Annotated in this window: 18 protein-coding genes and 1 riboswitch; of the genes, 4 read left to right on the top strand and 14 right to left on the bottom strand. The window is 54.9% G+C overall.

What is annotated here, in order from left to right; genetic code table 11:
- Positions 1-68 precede the first annotated feature (68 nt).
- The 3 genes from KWG64_RS01620 to KWG64_RS01610 are packed head-to-tail and all read right to left on the bottom strand — an operon-like array spanning position 69 to position 3,927.
- Positions 69-1,376, bottom strand: a complete 1,308-nt coding sequence (locus tag KWG64_RS01620; protein ID WP_218520718.1) for a cytochrome c — start codon at positions 1,374-1,376, stop codon at positions 69-71.
- Between the two features lie 2 nt (positions 1,377-1,378).
- Positions 1,379-3,151: a GMC family oxidoreductase gene (locus KWG64_RS01615; RefSeq protein WP_152325501.1), complete on the bottom strand. Its 1,773-nt coding sequence runs from the start codon at positions 3,149-3,151 to the stop codon at positions 1,379-1,381.
- Positions 3,152-3,207: 56 nt separating this feature from the next.
- A complete protein-coding gene (locus tag KWG64_RS01610; protein WP_195814119.1) occupies positions 3,208-3,927 on the bottom strand; it encodes a gluconate 2-dehydrogenase subunit 3 family protein in 720 nt (239 codons plus the stop codon).
- Between the two features lie 266 nt (positions 3,928-4,193).
- Here KWG64_RS01610 and KWG64_RS01605 point away from each other — a divergent pair, with 266 nt between their 5' ends.
- Positions 4,194-4,826, top strand: a complete 633-nt coding sequence (locus KWG64_RS01605; RefSeq protein WP_218520717.1) for an aspartate/glutamate racemase family protein — start codon at positions 4,194-4,196, stop codon at positions 4,824-4,826.
- Positions 4,827-5,123: 297 nt separating this feature from the next.
- On the opposite strand, the gene pbpG is transcribed toward KWG64_RS01605, so the two are convergent.
- The 4 genes from pbpG to KWG64_RS01585 form a co-directional block, all read right to left on the bottom strand.
- Positions 5,124-6,062, bottom strand: a complete 939-nt coding sequence (gene pbpG / locus KWG64_RS01600) for a D-alanyl-D-alanine endopeptidase (protein ID WP_195823477.1) — start codon at positions 6,060-6,062, stop codon at positions 5,124-5,126.
- Positions 6,063-6,302: 240 nt separating this feature from the next.
- Positions 6,303-6,728, bottom strand: a complete 426-nt coding sequence (locus KWG64_RS01595; protein WP_218520716.1) for a VOC family protein — start codon at positions 6,726-6,728, stop codon at positions 6,303-6,305.
- 51 nt (positions 6,729-6,779) lie between these two features.
- Positions 6,780-7,709 carry a tRNA dihydrouridine(16) synthase DusC gene (gene dusC / locus KWG64_RS01590; RefSeq protein ID WP_218520715.1) on the bottom strand — a complete coding sequence of 310 codons (930 nt, stop codon included), beginning with the start codon at positions 7,707-7,709 and terminating at the stop codon, positions 6,780-6,782.
- 58 nt (positions 7,710-7,767) lie between these two features.
- Positions 7,768-9,213 carry an MFS transporter gene (locus tag KWG64_RS01585; RefSeq protein ID WP_195814124.1) on the bottom strand — a complete coding sequence of 482 codons (1,446 nt, stop codon included), beginning with the start codon at positions 9,211-9,213 and terminating at the stop codon, positions 7,768-7,770.
- 120 nt (positions 9,214-9,333) lie between these two features.
- Here KWG64_RS01585 and KWG64_RS01580 point away from each other — a divergent pair, with 120 nt between their 5' ends.
- Positions 9,334-9,981 carry a metalloregulator ArsR/SmtB family transcription factor gene (locus KWG64_RS01580; protein WP_218520714.1) on the top strand — a complete coding sequence of 216 codons (648 nt, stop codon included), beginning with the start codon at positions 9,334-9,336 and terminating at the stop codon, positions 9,979-9,981.
- Positions 9,982-10,052: 71 nt separating this feature from the next.
- Here the strand turns inward: KWG64_RS01580 and rhlE are convergent, their stop codons facing one another.
- A complete protein-coding gene (gene rhlE / locus KWG64_RS01575) occupies positions 10,053-11,456 on the bottom strand; it encodes an ATP-dependent RNA helicase RhlE (RefSeq protein WP_195814125.1) in 1,404 nt (467 codons plus the stop codon).
- A 380-nt stretch (positions 11,457-11,836) separates the two neighbouring features.
- Between rhlE and mdtG the strand changes: the two genes are divergently transcribed.
- Together mdtG and KWG64_RS01565 are read left to right on the top strand one after the other, a co-directional pair.
- Complete coding sequence (mdtG, locus tag KWG64_RS01570) at positions 11,837-13,042, top strand: multidrug efflux MFS transporter MdtG (protein ID WP_195814126.1); 1,206 nt, start codon at positions 11,837-11,839, stop codon at positions 13,040-13,042.
- Positions 13,043-13,063: 21 nt separating this feature from the next.
- Positions 13,064-13,336, top strand: coding sequence for a hypothetical protein (locus KWG64_RS01565; protein WP_218520713.1), 273 nt, complete (start codon positions 13,064-13,066; stop codon positions 13,334-13,336).
- 461 nt (positions 13,337-13,797) lie between these two features.
- On the opposite strand, the gene KWG64_RS01560 is transcribed toward KWG64_RS01565, so the two are convergent.
- From KWG64_RS01560 to moaA, 6 genes are all read right to left on the bottom strand, one after another.
- The gene (locus KWG64_RS01560) at positions 13,798-14,508 is read right to left on the bottom strand and encodes a Bax inhibitor-1/YccA family protein (RefSeq protein ID WP_013576373.1); all 711 of its coding nucleotides are present in this window, start codon (positions 14,506-14,508) and stop codon (positions 13,798-13,800) included.
- 118 nt (positions 14,509-14,626) lie between these two features.
- Complete coding sequence (gene moaE / locus KWG64_RS01555; RefSeq protein ID WP_152325490.1) at positions 14,627-15,079, bottom strand: molybdopterin synthase catalytic subunit MoaE; 453 nt, start codon at positions 15,077-15,079, stop codon at positions 14,627-14,629.
- Between the two features lies 1 nt (position 15,080).
- Positions 15,081-15,326: a molybdopterin synthase sulfur carrier subunit gene (gene moaD / locus KWG64_RS01550; protein ID WP_195823483.1), complete on the bottom strand. Its 246-nt coding sequence runs from the start codon at positions 15,324-15,326 to the stop codon at positions 15,081-15,083.
- Positions 15,323-15,826, bottom strand: a complete 504-nt coding sequence (gene moaC / locus KWG64_RS01545; protein ID WP_195823484.1) for a cyclic pyranopterin monophosphate synthase MoaC — start codon at positions 15,824-15,826, stop codon at positions 15,323-15,325. Before moaC ends, moaD begins: the two co-directional genes overlap by 4 nt.
- Positions 15,827-15,828: 2 nt before the next feature.
- Complete coding sequence (gene moaB, locus KWG64_RS01540; protein WP_218520712.1) at positions 15,829-16,341, bottom strand: molybdenum cofactor biosynthesis protein B; 513 nt, start codon at positions 16,339-16,341, stop codon at positions 15,829-15,831.
- Positions 16,342-16,372: 31 nt separating this feature from the next.
- The gene (moaA, locus tag KWG64_RS01535; RefSeq protein WP_218520711.1) at positions 16,373-17,359 is read right to left on the bottom strand and encodes a GTP 3',8-cyclase MoaA; all 987 of its coding nucleotides are present in this window, start codon (positions 17,357-17,359) and stop codon (positions 16,373-16,375) included.
- Positions 17,349-17,506: riboswitch (molybdenum cofactor riboswitch) on the bottom strand. It overlaps the preceding gene by 11 nt.
- Positions 17,507-17,783: the final 277 nt, after the last annotated feature.

The raw sequence follows: 17,783 nt of genomic DNA, 5'->3' as shown, positions 1-17,783 counted from the left end.
AATACCAAATAAAAGAGCCGCTTACGCGGCTCCGTTACGGGGACTCCTGATGAAACGCTCAGGTTTTTTTACGGTGCAGGGTTATGCAACGCCGCCGCGCCGTCCTGAGTTTTCCTCGCCTTCGCCACATCGTCTTTACTGACCGCAGGCGCCTGGTTTCCCCACGCATTGCGGATGTAAGTACTGACATCGGCCATTTGCTGATCCGTCATTTTCCAGCCAAACTCCGGCATATCCGCGCTGGTCGGGTTGCTGAGCGTCGCGGCACCCTGCGCACCGTTCATCAGCACATGCAGAATATTCGTCGGCTGGCTGGCCTGAACGCCGTTGTTGCCTTTCAGCGCGGGCACCATATTGCGCACACCTTCACCGGAATTCTGATGACAAGCCGCACAGTTATCGGCATACAGCGCTTTGCCATTTGCCATGGCTGAATCTGCTGCCAGCGGGACAGACTCATCTTTGCTGCCCGGTAAGCTTTTCAGGTAAACCGCAATGGCATGAAGATCGGAATCCGACAGGTGTTGCAGCGAATTTGTCACCGCTTCCGCCATCGGGCCGGAGGCCACGGTACGGGCGTTCGCGCCGGTTTTCAGGTACTGAACAATTTCATCGTTGCTCCAGTCACCCAGCCCCTGACGGACATTCCCGGTGATTTCCGGCGCAAACCAGCCCTGAAGTTCTCCGCCCTGCAAATGCACCCCAAAGTTATCGCCCCCCAGCGGATTTTTCGCCGTATGACACGATGTGCAGTGCCCCAGCCCTTCCACCAGATACGCGCCGCGGTTCCATTCTGCTGACTGCGCAGGATCGGCCTTAAACGGAGCGGTATTCAGGAACAACAGGTTCCAGCCAAACATCATCAGGCGGATGTTATACGGAAACGGCAGATCGGTTTTCGGCCCGTCGTAATGCACTGCGGGCACGGTATTCAGGTACGCTTTGATGTCTTTCAGATCCTGATCGCTGACCTTGGCATAGACGTTATAAGGCATCGCCGGATAGAGGTTTTCCCCGTTGATCCCTTTGCCGTTACGCACCGCATTAATGAACTGCTGATCGGTCCAGCCGCCGATGCCGGTTTCTTTATCCGGCGTGATATTGGTGGCGTAAATCGTGCCGAACGGCGTGTTCAGACCATAGCCTCCGGCAAACGGCTTGCCACCGCCCGGCGCGGTATGGCAGGCCACGCAGTCCCCTGCCAGCGCCAGATATTTACCGCGTTCGATGGCCGTTTTACCGGTCATCGCCGCCGGTTCGGGTGCCTGAAATTCGCCAGACTGGCTGGCGTTGTACCCCATTTTTACACCGACAAAACCCAGCCCGCCGATGACGACCACACCGGCAATCACCGCTAACGTTTTTTTCATTCTCATGCTTAAACCCTCACCAGCGGACCAGGGGATTTCAGATATTGGGTTTTAATCGCTTCTGCCGCCCATAAAGTCAGCGCGCCCACCGTGCCGGTCGGGTTATAACCGCCGTTATTGGCAAATGCCGATGCGCCACAAACGAAGACGTTATGCACATCCCAGCTTTGCAGATAGCGGTTTACCGCGCTGGTTTTCGGGTTGTCGCCCATGCAGGCGCCGCCCGTGGTGTGGGAAGAAAGGTTATCCATTGGCGAGAACGGTTTAGCCGTCGGTTCCTGACGCACAACGGTTTTTGCCCCCATCGCATGCGCGATTTCAACCGAGCGGTCAGCCATGAATTTCGCTGAGCGTTTGTCGTTTTCGATCCAGTCGAACGTCACGCGCAGCAGCGGCTGGCCGTGGCGGTCTTTGTATTCCGGATCAAGATCGAGGAACACGTCGCGGTGCGGATAGCTGTTGCCCATACAATAAATATTGTTGTAGTTCTGGTAGCTGTGTTTGACCGCTTTTTTCCAGTCAGCGCCCCAGCGCGGTGTGCCGGGCGGTACATTGTTGGAATAACCGATCGGGCGTCCGTTGGTGGAATGCACCAGCGCCACGCCGCCACCGATAAAGTCATGACCGGTGTGATCAAAGTTATCGCCGTTGAAATCATCAATGGCCTGTGACAGCGCACCTGCGCCGATGAACGGATTCATCATTTCGTCTTCGAAGAAGAAACCTGCGCCGGAAATGGTCTGGTATGCATAGTTACGCCCGACCACGCCTTCACCGGTTTTATGGTCGTAAGGCTGGCCGATGCCGGAAAGGAGCATCAGGCGGACGTTATCCATCTGATAAGCAGAAATCACCACGATGTCCGCCGGTTGCTCCCACACCACGCCGTCGCTGCCAATGAACGTCACGCCGGTGGCGGTTTTGCCGTCCGGCGCTTTGTTGACGCGCAACACTTCAGACTCAGTGATCACCGTAAAATTAGGGCGCTGCATCACCGCAGGCAAAATGCAGGCATTCGGGCTGCTCTTCGACCAGTTGCCGCAGCCGAAGAATTCGCAGTAACCGCAATATGTGCACGGCGCCATGTTGACGCCCAGCGGATTGGTATACGCGCCGGACGTATTGCCCGCCGGCACCGCAAACGGGTGATAGCCCATCTCGCGTGTGGCTTTGTCGAAAATCATCGACAGCTGGGTACGCTTGAGCGGCGGCAGCGGATAATCCCGGCTGCGCGGGCCTTCGAAGACGTTGCCGCCTTCAATTTTTTCGCCTTTGATGTTACCGGCTTTCCCGGACGTCCCGGCGTAACGTTCAAATTTATCGTAGAACGGTTCAACGTCATCAAACGTCACGCCCCAGTCCTGAACCTGCATTCCTTCGAGGAATTTGTTTTTACCGTAGCGTTCAACCGTCTGGCTGTAGCTCTGGAAATCATAAGGCAGGAAGCGCCAGGTCATGCCGTTCCAGTGCGTGCCCGCCCCGCCGACGTTCATCCCAAACTGATAAGTATTAAACTCGCGCAGCGGCAGCGCCTGCTGTATCGGGTTATTACGGAAGGTCAGGGTTTCTACCGCCGTGGGCTGCATAATCGCGCGACGGCTGACGAAGCGCAGTTCGTCGGTATCAATGGTGGTCGGGAAATCATTGCTGGTATCGCGCCATGAACCACGTTCAATGGCGACCACATTCAGGCCAGCCAGCGTCAGTTCATTGGCCATCAGCGAACCCGCCCAGCCGAGGCCGACAATCACGGCATCGACCTTCTCTCTTTTATTACTCATACGACATGTACTCCTGAAAAAATCTCAATAATCAAAGCCCGTGCGTTGCCGGTTTTTTATGATTTTTCGTATTGGGTCAGCATGCTGACGGGTTCGATATGCAGATCTTCGCCACGGCGGTCGATGACATCACGGAAGTCATACCGCGCGCCGGGGAAGCCAATCATTTTCCAGCCAGCCATGTCTTTATTGCCGCCGTAGAGCGGGTCGGAGAAAAAGCCTTCGCGCATGTTCTGCACCAGCATATTGAAGAACAGCTGGCCGTTGACGCCGGTCAGCGGGATCTCGCCGGATTCCACGCGGCGCAGTAAATCATCCTGCTGGTCACCGGTCAGTTCGGTAAAGTTTTTGCCCCCATTACGCGCTTTCGCCACGCTGTTCAGCGCGGCCAGCCCCAGCCGGTAGCGTTCGGCTGGCGTATCTTTATATTGCGGGCCGGCCTGCGGTAAACCGTCCTGAATCACCGGCCCGAGGCGGTAAGTCGTGACCGCGTTGCCATAATCGCCGCTCAGCTGACGGTCGAGAAAGACCGCACAGCCCGCCTCTTTCCCGCCGATGCTCAGCTCATCAGCCGGAATAATCCGGTCAGCCAGCGTTTCAATCAGGCTGACTTCAGCGGCGGTGAAGAACGTCCATTCCCCGGCAACCACGGGTTTTGGCGGACGAACCGAATGGATAATCCACGGCATACCGCCGGAGAAAATTTTGGCTTTAACCTTTAAGGCTGTACTGAATAACAGCACCGCCATCGAGGTCAGAAAGTGTCTGCGTTTCACGATAATTCTCCTGTTTACGCACATTGAGAGGTGACTTACCCACATCAGACATGGGTTTATATTTGTGACGGAGATTATACGAAGATGTTAGATGAAAGTAAGAAATTTCGAACCAACGGGTTCATATTTTAACGATTTAAAATCAATAAGTTAATTATTTTGCATTGAGTTAGTACACTAATTAACAAATTTTTACAGGCAAATAAGCCTCCACGGGAAGCTCAAAAATCGTTAACGTAGAGTCATCACACTTTCCGGAGACGTCCATGCGCATCACTTGTTTACACACGGCAGACAGCAACATCGCGGTTTTTGAAAATGCAGCGCAGGAGCTGGGGCTGAATCACCATGCATTCCGCCATATTTCCCGCCCGGATTTACTGGCGGCCGCAGAACACGCTGGCGGGCTGACGCCTGAAATTCTTGAAGAAACGGCGCAGGTTTTGCTGGCACTGAGTCAGGACAGCGATCGCGTTTTACTTACCTGTTCAACGCTGGGCGCAGCCGCCGCGGCCGCCGCTGAAAATACGCAGGTGCCGGTTTTGCGCGTTGATCAGGCGCTGGCCGAAGCCGCGATGAAAACAGCCGGAAAAGTAGTGGTGTTATGTGCGGTGGAAACTACGCTCGGCCCGACCCGGAAGCTGTTTGAACAGACAGAAAAACATCCCGACGCCGCGCTGGAAATGCGTCTGGTAGCCGGGGCCTGGGACAAGTTTAAGCAGGGAGATTTAGCGGGATATTTGCAGACTGTCGCCGCAGCGGCCGACGCGGCATATATTGAAGGCGCAGCCGCAGTGGTGCTGGCTCAGGCATCGATGACCGGCGCGGCGCAGTTCACACAAATGGGCAAACCGCTCACCAGCCCGGAATGCGGCCTGAGAGCGGTCGTCGCGGTTTAAGACTGGCGGAAAAGCGCAAATGGCAGGATTGGCTATACTGAAAGTGGAATAATCATTGGCTTAGCCAACTTAGCTGATGACGACAAAAGGGTGTGATAAGGAGAAAACATGAAAATTATTCTGTGGATCATCGCCATCATCTTTATCGTCGGCTTACTGACCCTGACCGGGGTGTTTAAACTGATTTTCTGAAAATCGTCAGTCTGCGTATAAAACAAAAGTCCGGCACCTGCGCCGGACTTTTTAGTTTGAACAATCTAAATACCCTAAATAATTCGTGTCGCAGAAAGGCGATATTTAATCGTCGGCTTCTTCTACCGATGGCTGTGTTTTCTGCTGCTCTTTCTGCTTGCGGTAGTTCTTCGCTATCTGCGGAACAGGCACGGTTTTACCGGTCTCCATCCAGGTGCGCAGACGGTTCGCATCCGCAAAGGCAGTAAATTTCCCGAACGCATCCATCACCACCAGCGTCACCGGTTTGCCGTTAATGGTGGTGCGCATCGCCAGACAATGACCGGCAACGTCGGTATAACCGGTTTTGGTCAGCTGAATGCTCCACGACGGATTCATGATCAGATGGTTGGTATTGCGGAACGGCAGTGCGTAGGCAGGATGGCTGAACACCGCAGTTTTCTCAGCCGTGGTACTGAGCTGGCCGATCAGCGGATAGCGCTGGGACGCCAGCAGCAATCGCGTTAAATCGCGCGCCGTGGAAACGTTACGCGGTGAAAGCCCGGTCGGCTCCACGTAATGCGTATGCGTCATGCCGAGGGATTTCGCTTTGGCATTCATTGCGTTGATAAACGCCGAATACCCCCCTGGATAATGTGCCGCCAGGCTGGCTGCCGCACGGTTTTCGGAAGACATCAGCGCCAGCTGAATCATCTGGCGGCGGGTAATTTCACTGTTGAGTTTTACGCGGGAAAACACACCACGCATTTCAGGCGTATTGCTGATATCAACGTTGATCACTTCATCCAGCGGCAGATTCGCATCCAGCGTCACCATCGCGGTCATCAGTTTGGTCAGGGAGGCAATCGGCCTCACTTCATCCGGATTTCGGGAATAAATCACTTCGTGGCTTTTAAGATCCACCACCATGGCGCTGCCGGAAGCAATTTGAACAATCGGGGCGACGGCCTGCTCGTGCTTTGCAGCGAAGGCGGCAGGTGCAGACAACATGCCTGTATTTAAGGCTAATAAGCTCAGAACCAGAAGACGGATTTTCACATGCATTGCTCTGTATTTAAGAAAGTTGTCATGAAGTTATGTCGGAACAGCGGCGGGAATTATAAGTGACAGGAATAGTCTTAGCACTCGCAATTTTCAAATCTATTTGTCACAAAGTCTGTCACAACCACCCGCAGACCGTGCAATGGCGAGTTAGTGAACACTTGCGTAAGATTGAAGGGAGTTCAGACGACAACGGGCAGGGTTTCAGATCCCTGCCCGTTTTTATTATTGATTATCCGGTAATTACTGATGGTCGATTAAATATCCGATTTCCTGCCCGAAGGAAAGTTCGAGCGTATTTCCATCGGGGTCATCCAGAAAAGCCCAATAGCCGACAGGCGCGCCGGAGTCTGTAGGTTCCTGACGCAGAACGCCCGCATCACGCGCCTCGGCAAGTTTGGCGTCCATCGCTTCTTTCGAGGCACAGGCAATACCGAGATGCCCGAACGGGCCGAGCTGAGTGTCGGTAGAATGCGGGTCTTCTGCCAGGACTAAGGCAAAGTGGCGGGTCATGTCGCTGAGCCAGGCAACAGGCCGGGCGGGGGTGCCTTTTTCGCCGCGCCGGTGGATGACTTTCATTCCGGCAAATTGCTGATAGAAAGCGATACTGGCGTCGAGATCTTTAACGGCAAAAGCTATGTGACTCAGGCCGATGTCTTTATTGTCCATGATACTCCTCCATTTTTAAGCGTTGCCGCGTGGAGAAGGCATGGAATTCAGTCACCGGTTGATGCGTACGGCGATTTCCTTCGACGTCTTCAGCACGCGCACTTCAGTAAATAACTCTGTCGCCTCTTCGTACTCTTTACGCAAATAACTCAACCACTGTTTGATACGCGCAACGTGATACAAACCGGTATCGCCCTGCTTTTCCAGACGGGTGTATTTCTGCAACAGCGTCATCACATCCGCCCACGGCATGCGCGGTTCGTTGTATTTCACCACGCGGCTGAGGTTGGGAATATTCAGCGCGCCGCGCCCGATCATGACCGCGTCACAGCCGGTGGTTTGCATGCAAGCCTGCCCGCTGGCGTAATCCCAGATTTCACCGTTGGCAATCACAGGAATGCTCAGCCGCTGACGAATTTCGCCAATCGCCTGCCAGTTAATCCGCTCAGGTTTGTAACCGTCTTCTTTGGTGCGTCCGTGTACGGTGAGTTCTGTCGCGCCCGCCTGTTGTACGGCGTCGGCGATTTCAAAACTGCGCTCCAGAGAATCCCAACCCAGACGTACTTTTACCGTCACCGGCAAATGCGCTGGCACCGCGGCGCGCATGGCTTTAGCGCCCTGATAAATCAGCTCCGGGTCTTTGAGTAACGTGGCACCGCCGCCGCTGCCGTTAACCATTTTCGACGGACAGCCGCAGTTGAGATCCACGCCGTAAGAGCCCAGTTCAGTGGCGCGGGCGGCGTTTTCGGCCAGCCATTCGGGATACTGACCGAGAAGCTGTACACGAACCCGCGTGCCGGAAGGCGTGCGGCTGTCGTGTTCTAATTCCGGGCACAGGCGGTGGAAGACTTTGACGGGAAGCAGCTGATCCACAACACGCACAAACTCAGTGATGCACAAATCGTAGTCGTTCACTTCAGTGAGAAGTTCACGAACCAGGGGATCAAGCACACCTTCCATCGGAGCCAGTAATACGCGCATCGCAGTTCAACCCTTAAAAATGACGCGCAAGATTACCGCAAGGCCCGCCTCCGGGCAATTATCCCTGTGACAAATCGGTGCTTAACGTTTCATTCACGCCCGCATTTCTTTGCCGCGCCCTCACGGAACGCAGGGCAATCCACACCGCCAGAAACGCCGGAACAGCGAACAGCAGGAACATCCAGAACGCGGCATTGGCAGCGCCCGCATCGCCCTGATTCACGCCGGAGAAGTTAGCCACCGTTCCGGCCAGCGCGGCACCCAGCGCAGAGGCGAAAGACTGCACGACGGTGATCGACGCACCGGCTTTTTCGCGATCTTCCTCCGGTGCCTGTTGCAGCACACGGGTCAGCAGGTGCGGCCAGCCCAGCCCGATGCCAAAACCGGCCAGCGTCAGCCCGAGTACTACCCCGCTGATATTCAGCCACGGCATTCCGAAAGCCACCGGCACGGTGAACAGCAATAACAGTAAGCCGACAGCCAGAATCAGCGGGCCGGAAACAATCGCATTATCTGCACGACGCCCCGTCCAGCCTGAGCTGGCGACTTCACTTAACGTCCAGCCCGCAGCGGCGGCAGCAGTAATATATCCGGCCGCCAGCGGCGTCTGGCCGTGCAAATGTTGCAGCAGATAAGGCACAAACAGCTCGCAGCCCAGGCCGATAATCAGCAACGACATCACCAGGTACAGGCCATAAAGCGGCGATGAACGGCGCAGCGCGTTACGCGGCAACAGCCTGACATTGGCGGTAAATTCACGGTGGCGCAGGATAAGGATCATCACCACCGCAATCACAAAGCCGAGCAGATTAATCAGCCCGTGCGAAGACAGGCTGCCCGCCGAAACCACCAGCACCGCGCCGGTCAGCAGCGCCAGTTGCATCAGCGGCAACGGTTCTTCCGGCTGTTTCTCCCGCTGAGATTTAGGCAGGATCCGCCAGACCCACAAGCCAAATAATGACGTGACCGGCAGAAGCAGACCGAACGCCCAGCGCCACGCGTGCAGCTCTGCAAAAATACCGCCGACCGCCGGGCCAACCAGCGTCGCAATCCCCCACATCGCGGAGATCAGCGCCATCGCGCGGGGCCAGAGAGATTCTTTAAACAGAAGATTTATCATCGCGTAAGACAGCGCGAACAGGAAACCGCCGCCCAGCCCCTGCAAGGCGCGCCCGATAAGCAGCACCGGCATACTCGGCGCAACGGTACAAAGCGCAGCACCGGCGATGAAAATACCGGTCGCCATAAGATAACTGCCGCGCGGTCCGGCGGTTCGCATCAGCCGGGCAGAAAGCGCCGAACCGAGAATCGAGCAGACGACGTAAAGCGTGGTGTTCCACGCGTACCACGCCAGCCCGCCGATATCCTGCACAACGGATGGCAAAATCGTAATCACGATGTAGCTGTTGGTGGCGTATAGCGCGACGCCGGCGCTGAGGGTGATGGCGCTTCCCCGGTTTTCCGCACTGAATAAATCCTTCCAGCCGCTCTGACTTTCCGACATTTCTCTTCGTCCCTTTGGTTTATGTTTTCCGCACATTGAAGCGCGTTGTGATTATGGTATGATTAAAACAAGAAATTACTTGGAATATGTTTTACATAATCTAGAACCCGGCGAGGCGATATGTCAAGCAACGACTTGGAAAATAAAAATGACGTCCGGCAAAGCGTCGCTGAGCGCTTAATGACGCTGCTGAAAACCCGCGGGGAAATGCAGGCCAGCGATGCGGGCCATCTGCTGGGTACGACCGGCGAAGCGGCGCGGCAGCAATTTGTAAAACTGGCAAAAGACGGTCTGGTGGAAGCGAAAGCCGTGTCACAGGGCGTCGGGCGTCCGGCGCAATACTGGCAACTGACCGCCAAAGGGCATGCGCACTTTCCCGACGCGCACGCCGATCTGACCGTACAACTTCTTCAGCTTATCCGCACGTCGCTGGGCGAATCCGCACTGGATCAGCTGATTACATCGCGTGAAAGCCAGACGCTGGATAATTACCGGCAGGCGATGAAAGGCGCGAATTCGCTGGAAGAAAGGCTGCAACGGCTGACGGCAATCCGCACCCGCGAAGGGTATATGGCGGACTGGACATTGCAGGAAGACGGCTGTTATCTGTTTGTCGAAAACCACTGCCCGATTTGCGCCGCCGCAACGACCTGTCAGGGGTTTTGCCGCGCCGAGCGGGATGTCTTCCGTGATGTGCTGGAGGCGAACGTTGAACGCACTGAGCATATTTTACAGGGCGCGCGCCGCTGTGCGTATGTGATCCGTTAGCCGGATTTCAGGCGAAAAAAAACCGCCGGTTAAGGCGGTTTGATGCAGATTTCGATACAGATTTTGAAATCTTATTTGTTACCGGTGCCGCCGTTACCCGTACGACGCTGGCCTGCGTGTGCAGGACGCGAACGTGCCGGACGGTTTTCGCCGGAACCGCGGTTTTCCGACGTGCCGCCGTTGCCGGTACGCTGACCGTTACCGCCCTGACGCGGAGCGCCGGAACGTGGAGCACCAGAGCGCGGTGCGCCCGGACGCTGGCCCTGACGTGGCGCGCCACGACCGCCGCCACCATTGCCCTGACGACCATTGATGATCGGCTCAGCTTTGATGCTCGGGTCTGGCTCGTAACCTTCCAGCGCGATACGCGGGATTTCACGTTTCAGCAGACGCTCGATATCACGCAGCAGTTTGTGTTCATCCACGCACACCAGAGAAATCGCTTCACCGGTGGCTTCTGCACGACCGGTACGGCCGATACGGTGAACGTAATCTTCCGGTACGTTTGGCAGTTCATAGTTCACAACGTGTGGCAGCTGATCGATATCCAGACCGCGCGCGGCGATGTCAGTGGCGACCAGAACACGGATTGAACCGGCTTTGAAATCAGCCAGCGCACGGGTACGCGCGCCCTGACTTTTGTTGCCGTGAATTGCTGCGGCAGTAATGCCGTCTTTGTTCAGCTGTTCAGCAAGATGGTTCGCACCATGCTTGGTACGGTTAAAGACCAGCACCTGTTTCCAGTCGCCTTCACCGATCATCTGAGACAGCAATTCTCTTTTACGTTTCTTATCAACAAAGTGAACGCTTTGTTCAATTTGCGCAGAAGCGGTGTTGCGACGGGCCACTTCAACAGAAGCAGGATTGGTCAGCAACTTGCTCGCCAGACCTTTGATCTCATCAGAGAACGTCGCGGAGAACAGCAGGTTCTGACGCTTGGCAGGCAGTTTCGCCAGCACGCGACGGATATCATGGATGAAGCCCATATCCAGCATGCGGTCAGCTTCATCAAGCACCAGAATTTCAACCTGAGATAAATCAACAGCACGCTGATGTTCCAGATCCAGCAAACGACCCGGCGTTGCGATCAGAACATCCACGCCACCGCGCAGTTTCATCATCTGCGGGTTAATGCTCACACCACCAAATACGACCAGCGAACGCAGGGTCAGGTATTTGCTGTAAGCCTGTACGTTTTCGCCAATCTGCGCCGCCAGCTCACGGGTTGGGGTCAGGATCAGCGCACGAACAGGGCGACGTCCTTTGAATTGCGCGTTGGTATGGCTGAGCATGTTGAGCAGTGGCAGTGTAAAACCAGCGGTTTTACCGGTACCGGTCTGCGCACTCGCCATCAGGTCACGACCTTCGAGCACGACAGGAATAGCCTGACGCTGAATAGGCGTAGGTTCGCGATAGCCCTGTTCTTCAACAGCACGCAAAATTTCGGCACTTAAGCCGAGGGAATCAAATGACATATAAGGAAAAGCTCCAGTCCACTCTAACCCGAACGGGGTTCGGTGCAGTTTCAAGAATGGATGATCAGACGAGGCAAATGAGGCATTACCACGAGGATTCGGCACAAACTGCAGTGCGCCAGTTGTGCGGATACTAGCACAGAACGCCGTGCCGCGCGAAGTTATCTGCTTCCGGCCTGTAACCGGGCGTGACAAATGCAAACTTTAGTGACGCTTTCTGGCGGCATAATCTGCGGTATTAATCCGAAACTTTGATACAGGATAATCAATTATAAAGCTGATGAATGGCTTCCCACTTTTTGCGTCCCAATCCCCGGATTAGCTTGCTATGCTTCTTTCACTTTCACTCTCTTTTGTCCATAAGGCTACACCGCTGCAACATGGAAACCTGGAAAATAAACTTAATCTCCGTCTGGCTCGGGTGCTTTTTCACCGGCATGGCGATGAGTCAGATCCTGCCTTTTTTACCGCTTTACATCGAACAGCTGGGTGTTACGTCTCATGAATCCCTGAGTTTGTGGTCAGGGCTGGTGTTCAGCGGGACTTTCCTGGTTTCCGCCATTGTCGCGCCGTTGTGGGGCAGCCTCGCTGACCGCAAGGGCCGCAAACTCATGTTGCTGCGCGCCGCACTGGGCATGGCGATTGTCATGATGTTGCAGGGTTTTGCGACCAACGTCTGGCAGCTTTTCATCCTGCGCACGCTGATGGGTTTAACGTCCGGCTATATTCCGAACGCGATGGCGCTGGTGGCCTCGCAGGTGCCGCGCGACAAAAGCGGCTGGGCGCTGGGGACGCTGTCCACCGGTCAGGTTTCAGGTGTCATTATCGGCCCGCTGTTAGGCGGTTTTATGGCTGACCATCTCGGCCTGCGCACCGTGTTTTTCGTCACCAGCGGCATGTTGTTTATCAGTTTCCTGATCACCCTTTTCCTGATCAAAGAGCGCGTGGTGCCGGTCACCAAAGCCAACCGCCTGAGCGGTAAAGCGGTGTTTACCACACTTCCCTACCCGTGGCTGATTGTCAGCCTGTTCGTCACCACCATGATGATCCAGCTGGCAAACGGTTCCATCAGCCCGATACTGACGCTGTTTATCCGTGAGCTTTCGTCCGATACCAGCAATATCGCGTTTATCAGTGGCGTGATTGCCGCCGTGCCCGGCGTGTCGGCATTACTGGCGGCACCCAAACTGGGTAAACTCGGCGACCGCATCGGTGCGCACCGGATACTCATCGCCGCGCTGGTCTTTTGCTTCCTGCTGTTCTGCCTGATGGCACTGATCAAAACCCCCGTCCAGCTCGGCGTTCTGCGTTTTATGCTCGGTTTCGGCGATGGCGCGTTAATGCCCGCGGTGCAGGCGTTGCTGGTGAAATACAGCAGTGATCAGGTCACTGGCCGGATATTTGGATATAACCAGTCGTTTATGTACCTCGGGAATGTCGTCGGGCCGCTGATAGGTTCCAGCGCTTCCGCGCTGTTCGGATTCCGTTGGGTATTTATCGTGACCGCGATTCTGGTGCTGTTTAACACCGTACAGGTATGGTGGAGTTTCCGGCAGGTGCCGACAGGGAGAGTGAGGATTCCGTGATCGGGAGGGAGCCATTTGGAAATGGTGAAACTTTCTGATTTAAAAATTGATCGAGACGGTTTCGGTTTTTCAATGGCGGTGATCGCTCAACGGCAGGCGCCGAAACCGACCAGAGAGGGTCAGGACGGCCCCTCTCTGGACTCTCCGCGTCTTTTTACAACACGCGCTGTCGCTGGAGCGATGGACATGTTCTGTTACTCCTGTGTGTGGCGCAAAACCCTGCCGCTGCGCGGTTCCTTCGCTCGGTCTTCGAGCCTGGGGTCTCGAAGCCGCTCCGTTCAGCAGGATTTTTGAGCACGCCAGATTACATTCTTAAAAGATAAACGCCGCTCTGTTTTTGAATTTAGATAAGCTATTGGCCGCTTTCAAAAATCGCGCCGTATGGAGAGGTGGAAAACCGCGTATCTTTTCGCGCGGTTTGTAACCCGACGGGAGGGAACCGCGCAGCGGCGGGGTTTTGCGGCACTAGCAGGAATTGCTGAAACATAGCCAGCGAGCGGTAGCGCGCAGTTAAAAAGACGTGAGAGATCCAAGAGAGGCCCGTCCTGGCCTCTTTTGGTCGGTTTCGGCGCTGCGAGTCAAGCGATCACCGCCATTGAAAAAACCGAAACTTTCTCGATCTTCTTCAAGCCCGGGCGCAGCCTGAAAAACCGAAACTTTCTCGATCTGCTTTAAGAAGCCGTCAATGTCCGGCTCTGGCATAAAAAAAGGGCGCTTTTCAGCGCCCCTCTCATAAAATTTGAAATCAAAAACAATTACCGGCGGTTACCGAAAATCCGTAACAACATCAGGAACAGGTTGATGAAATCCAGATACAACGTCAGTGCGCCTACGATGGAATATTTGCGGAAATTATCGCGGTCATCCGCCGACAATTGCGCACCCATGTTTTTCAGCTTCTGGGTATCGTAGGCAGTCAGGCCGACGAAGATCAGCACGCCTGCGTAGGAAATGATGTTCGCAAGACCCGAGCTTTTCAGCCACATGTTGACCAGTGACGCCAGAACCAGACCAATCAGCGCCATGAACAACATGCTGCCGATGCCGGTTAAATCACGCTTGGTCACGTAACCGTAAACGCTCATCGCACCAAACATGCCCGCTGCGACAATGAATGTCCCAAAAATGGAATCACCGGTGTAGACGAGGAAAATGCTGGAAAGCGTCAGACCCGTCAGGGCGGAATACAACATGAAGAGGCCGGTGGCGACCGTCCCGCTCAGGCGATTCACCATGCCGGAAATCACGAAGACCAGCGCCAGCTGGGCGATGATCAAACCAAAGAACGTAATCTGGCTGGAAAAAACAAAACTCATGATTTTTTCGGAGCCGGAAGCATACCAGGCAACAAATGCCGTCAGCAGCAAGCCACAGAACATCCAGCCATACACTTGCGCCATGTACGCCTGAATGCCCGTATTTGCGCGTTCAACAATTGAACCGTTACTACGTGGATATCGATCCATGATGATTACCCTTTTGCATGGAGGACAATAATGAGGCCAAAATGGCCTCCCGATTTTTTAAAGCGTATCACAGTTGGCGGGAAAAGCATGGGAGGAGTCGGTGCGGTTGAACCACTATTTACCAGCGCGCCGCCGCGACTTTATCGCTGTCACGGGCATCGACCCAGCGGTCGCCCTCTTCCGTCGCCTCGCGCTTCCAGAACGGTGCGCGCGTTTTCAGTTGATCCATAATAAATTCATTGGCTTCGAACGCCATTCCGCGATGAGCGCTGGTGACGCCGACAAAGACAATTTCATCGCCCGGATACATCGGCCCGACGCGGTGATAAACCGAAACACTTTGCAAAGGCCAGCGCGCGCGCGCCTGCTCAACAATCTCCGCCAGCGCTTTTTCGGTCATGCCCGGATAGTGCTCCAGTGTCAGCGCCGTGACGTGGCTGCCCAGATTGTGATTGCGCACTTTGCCGGTGAACGTCACTACCGCGCCGTCGGCGTCTGACTGCGCCAGCCAGTTGTACTCTTCGCCAACGTTAAACGGGGCGGCATCAACAATAATTTTTGTCCTGTCCATCTCAGCCCCCGGTCACTGGCGGGAAGAACGCCACTTCGTCCCCCGCTACCAGCGGATGCGCCATCGTGGTCAGCGTCTGATTGACCGCCACCAGCAATTTGCCGGATTCCAGCGCCAGCGCCCAGCGGTCACCGCGTCCGGTCAGGGAATTGCGCAAATCTTCCACGGTGGAAAAATCAGCCGGTAGTTGCAGGCTGGACGTCCCGGTTAACTCGCGAACCTGGGCGAAGAATAAAATGTCGATCATATTTCCACCTTACCTTCAGCCTTGCTTTCCGCCTTAAAGTCGCCGGATTTACCGCCGCTTTTTTCCAGCAGGCGGATCGGGCCGATCACCATATCTTTCTGAACGGCTTTACACATGTCGTAGATGGTCAGCGCGGCGACGGAAGCCGCAGTCAGCGCTTCCATTTCCACACCGGTTTTGCCGCTTAACCGGCAACGGGATTCGATACGAACACGGTTATGTTCCGGCTGCGCTTCAAGCTTAACTTCCACTTTGGTCAGCAACAGCGGATGACACAACGGGATCAAATCCCAGGTTTTTTTGGCAGCCTGAATTCCGGCGATGCGCGCGGTAGCAAACACATCCCCTTTGTGATGATTGCCGTCAATGATCATCGCCAGCGTTTGGGCAGCCATCTCAACAAAAGCTTCGGCACGGGCTTCGCGAACCGTTTCGGCTTTGCCGGAAACGTCCACCATGTGGGCATCACCGGACGCATTAATGTGGGTTAATTCAGACATGCTTATTTCTTCAAATGTGGGGTGAAATTGCACGGTCCCTGACGGGCGTCGAGCTGCGCTTCAATGATATTTTCCCAGGCGGTCTGGCACGCTCGGGTTGATCCCGGCATGGCAAAAATCACCGTCTGATTGGCAATACCGCCGATGGCGCGTGACTGAATAGTCGAGGTGCCGATATCTTCGAAAGACACCATGCGGAACAGCTCGCCGAAACCTTCAATTTCACGGTCAAATAACGGCTTCAGGGCTTCCGGCGTATTATTTCCGGCATTAAAACCGGTACCGCCGTTGATCAAAATGGCCTGAATTTTTTCATCTGCAATCCACGCAGAAACCACGTCGCGAATGCTGTAAATGCTCTCTTTAACAATTTGCTGCGCCACAACGTGGTGGCCGCCTTCGGTCACGGCTTCTTTCAGGTAATGGCCGGAGGTGTCTTCCGCGTCGGTGCGGCGGTCAGAAACCGTCATGATCGCGACAGATAAAGGCAAAAATTCTTTGCTGGCTTTGCTCATCAGTTTGCTCCTTAAACGATTAATGCCGGACTCAGCCGCCGATAAACGACAGGTTCTGAGTAATCCCGGTATTGCCTTCATGCAGGAAGTGCGTTTGTTTTTTACGGCTGAGACCGCCCTGGATCCTGTCCATCAAATCGTCCTGCTGAAGATCGTCGGCCAGTAAATCGCGCAGAGGAATGCCCTGCTCGCCGAACAGACACAAATGCAGATTGCCGATCGCGGACACGCGCAGGCGGTTGCAGCTGACACAAAAGTCTTTTTCATACGGCATGATCAGGCCGATCTCGCCCAGATAATCCGGGTGGCTGAACACCTGCGCCGGGCCGTCGCTGCGTGAGCGGATCTGCAACTGCCAGCCCTGACGGACAAGCTGCTCGCGCAGGACTTCGCCGGAAACATGATGTTTGCGGAACAGATCGCCGCCGTCGCCGGTTTCCATCAGCTCGATGAAACGCAGCTGAACCGGACGGGTTTTAATCCAGTCGAGGAAGGTGTTGAGGCTGGCATGATTCACATCGCGCATCAGCACGGTATTGACTTTGACCTTGCTGAAACCGGCGTCAAACGCGGCGTCAATTCCGGCCATCACATCGCGGAATTTATCCTGCCCGGTGATGGCGTGAAACTGGCGGGCATCAAGGCTGTCGACGCTGACGTTAATGTTTGTCAGCCCGGCATCGCGCCATTTGCTGATATCACGCGCCATGCGGTAACCGTTGGTGGTGACGGCCAGCGTTTTAATTGAGGGGTTTTCGCGAACGGCGGCAATGATGTCGCAGAAATCGCGGCGCAGCGACGGTTCTCCACCGGTCAGGCGCACTTTTTCCGTTCCCAGATTGGCGAACGCGCGACTGACCCGACGGATTTCATCGAGCGAAAGAAAGCTTTTATTGCTGTGCCCGTGCGGCTTGTAACCGTCCGGCAGACAATAGGTGCAACGAAAATTGCACACGTCAGTGATCGACAGCCGCAAGTAATAAAACTTGCGGGCAAAAGCATCAGTAAGTTGAAGCACCTAAACACCTTTCCAAATACGGGAGATGCGGGCATTTCTGCCATGCACCCTGGTGACTGATTGTCACGGCCAGAGCTCCATATTGTTTCTGTGGGAACAACGTCAGAAAGGCAACTTAGGAACCAGGGCTAGGAGTTGATTCAACACGTTCAGTGCAGAACGATGAAGAATTCGGGTAACGGGCTACAGTTTAACGCTCTGAAGACCGGATCGCCAAGGTGGTTTTTCGTTATGCATTTTGATATATAACGTTTTTTCACAACAAAAGAGAGCATTTTCAACGATAAAACCGCTTGATTTTGAAAGCGCTGAGAGTGCGGCGAAGGGATAACATCCTGTTGCAAAATTAGGTAAAATCTCCCGGCAAAACGATTATCTGCTGCATCTTTATTGTGCCCTGAGCACGCACTATTCTCACCTCTGG

The organism is Rahnella sp. PD12R (genome assembly GCF_019200965.1).
In the GTDB taxonomy this organism is placed as follows: Bacteria; Pseudomonadota; Gammaproteobacteria; order Enterobacterales; family Enterobacteriaceae; genus Rahnella; species Rahnella laticis.
This window is presented reverse-complemented; position numbering and strand designations above follow the sequence as displayed.

What these genes read in the sequence shown, in the direction of transcription:
- KWG64_RS01620 (WP_218520718.1), bottom strand. Translation starts at nt 1,376, where the DNA reads ATGAGAATGAAAAAAACGTTAGCGGTGATTGCCGGTGTGGTCGTCATC.
- KWG64_RS01615 (WP_152325501.1), bottom strand. Translation starts at nt 3,151, where the DNA reads ATGAGTAATAAAAGAGAGAAGGTCGATGCCGTGATTGTCGGCCTCGGC.
- KWG64_RS01605 (WP_218520717.1), top strand. Translation starts at nt 4,194, where the DNA reads ATGCGCATCACTTGTTTACACACGGCAGACAGCAACATCGCGGTTTTT.
- pbpG (WP_195823477.1), bottom strand. Translation starts at nt 6,062, where the DNA reads ATGCATGTGAAAATCCGTCTTCTGGTTCTGAGCTTATTAGCCTTAAAT.
- KWG64_RS01595 (WP_218520716.1), bottom strand. Translation starts at nt 6,728, where the DNA reads ATGGACAATAAAGACATCGGCCTGAGTCACATAGCTTTTGCCGTTAAA.
- dusC (WP_218520715.1), bottom strand. Translation starts at nt 7,709, where the DNA reads ATGCGCGTATTACTGGCTCCGATGGAAGGTGTGCTTGATCCCCTGGTT.
- KWG64_RS01585 (WP_195814124.1), bottom strand. Translation starts at nt 9,213, where the DNA reads ATGTCGGAAAGTCAGAGCGGCTGGAAGGATTTATTCAGTGCGGAAAAC.
- KWG64_RS01580 (WP_218520714.1), top strand. Translation starts at nt 9,334, where the DNA reads ATGTCAAGCAACGACTTGGAAAATAAAAATGACGTCCGGCAAAGCGTC.
- rhlE (WP_195814125.1), bottom strand. Translation starts at nt 11,456, where the DNA reads ATGTCATTTGATTCCCTCGGCTTAAGTGCCGAAATTTTGCGTGCTGTT.
- mdtG (WP_195814126.1), top strand. Translation starts at nt 11,837, where the DNA reads ATGGAAACCTGGAAAATAAACTTAATCTCCGTCTGGCTCGGGTGCTTT.
- KWG64_RS01565 (WP_218520713.1), top strand. Translation starts at nt 13,064, where the DNA reads ATGGTGAAACTTTCTGATTTAAAAATTGATCGAGACGGTTTCGGTTTT.
- KWG64_RS01560 (WP_013576373.1), bottom strand. Translation starts at nt 14,508, where the DNA reads ATGGATCGATATCCACGTAGTAACGGTTCAATTGTTGAACGCGCAAAT.
- moaE (WP_152325490.1), bottom strand. Translation starts at nt 15,079, where the DNA reads ATGGACAGGACAAAAATTATTGTTGATGCCGCCCCGTTTAACGTTGGC.
- moaD (WP_195823483.1), bottom strand. Translation starts at nt 15,326, where the DNA reads ATGATCGACATTTTATTCTTCGCCCAGGTTCGCGAGTTAACCGGGACG.
- moaC (WP_195823484.1), bottom strand. Translation starts at nt 15,826, where the DNA reads ATGTCTGAATTAACCCACATTAATGCGTCCGGTGATGCCCACATGGTG.
- moaB (WP_218520712.1), bottom strand. Translation starts at nt 16,341, where the DNA reads ATGAGCAAAGCCAGCAAAGAATTTTTGCCTTTATCTGTCGCGATCATG.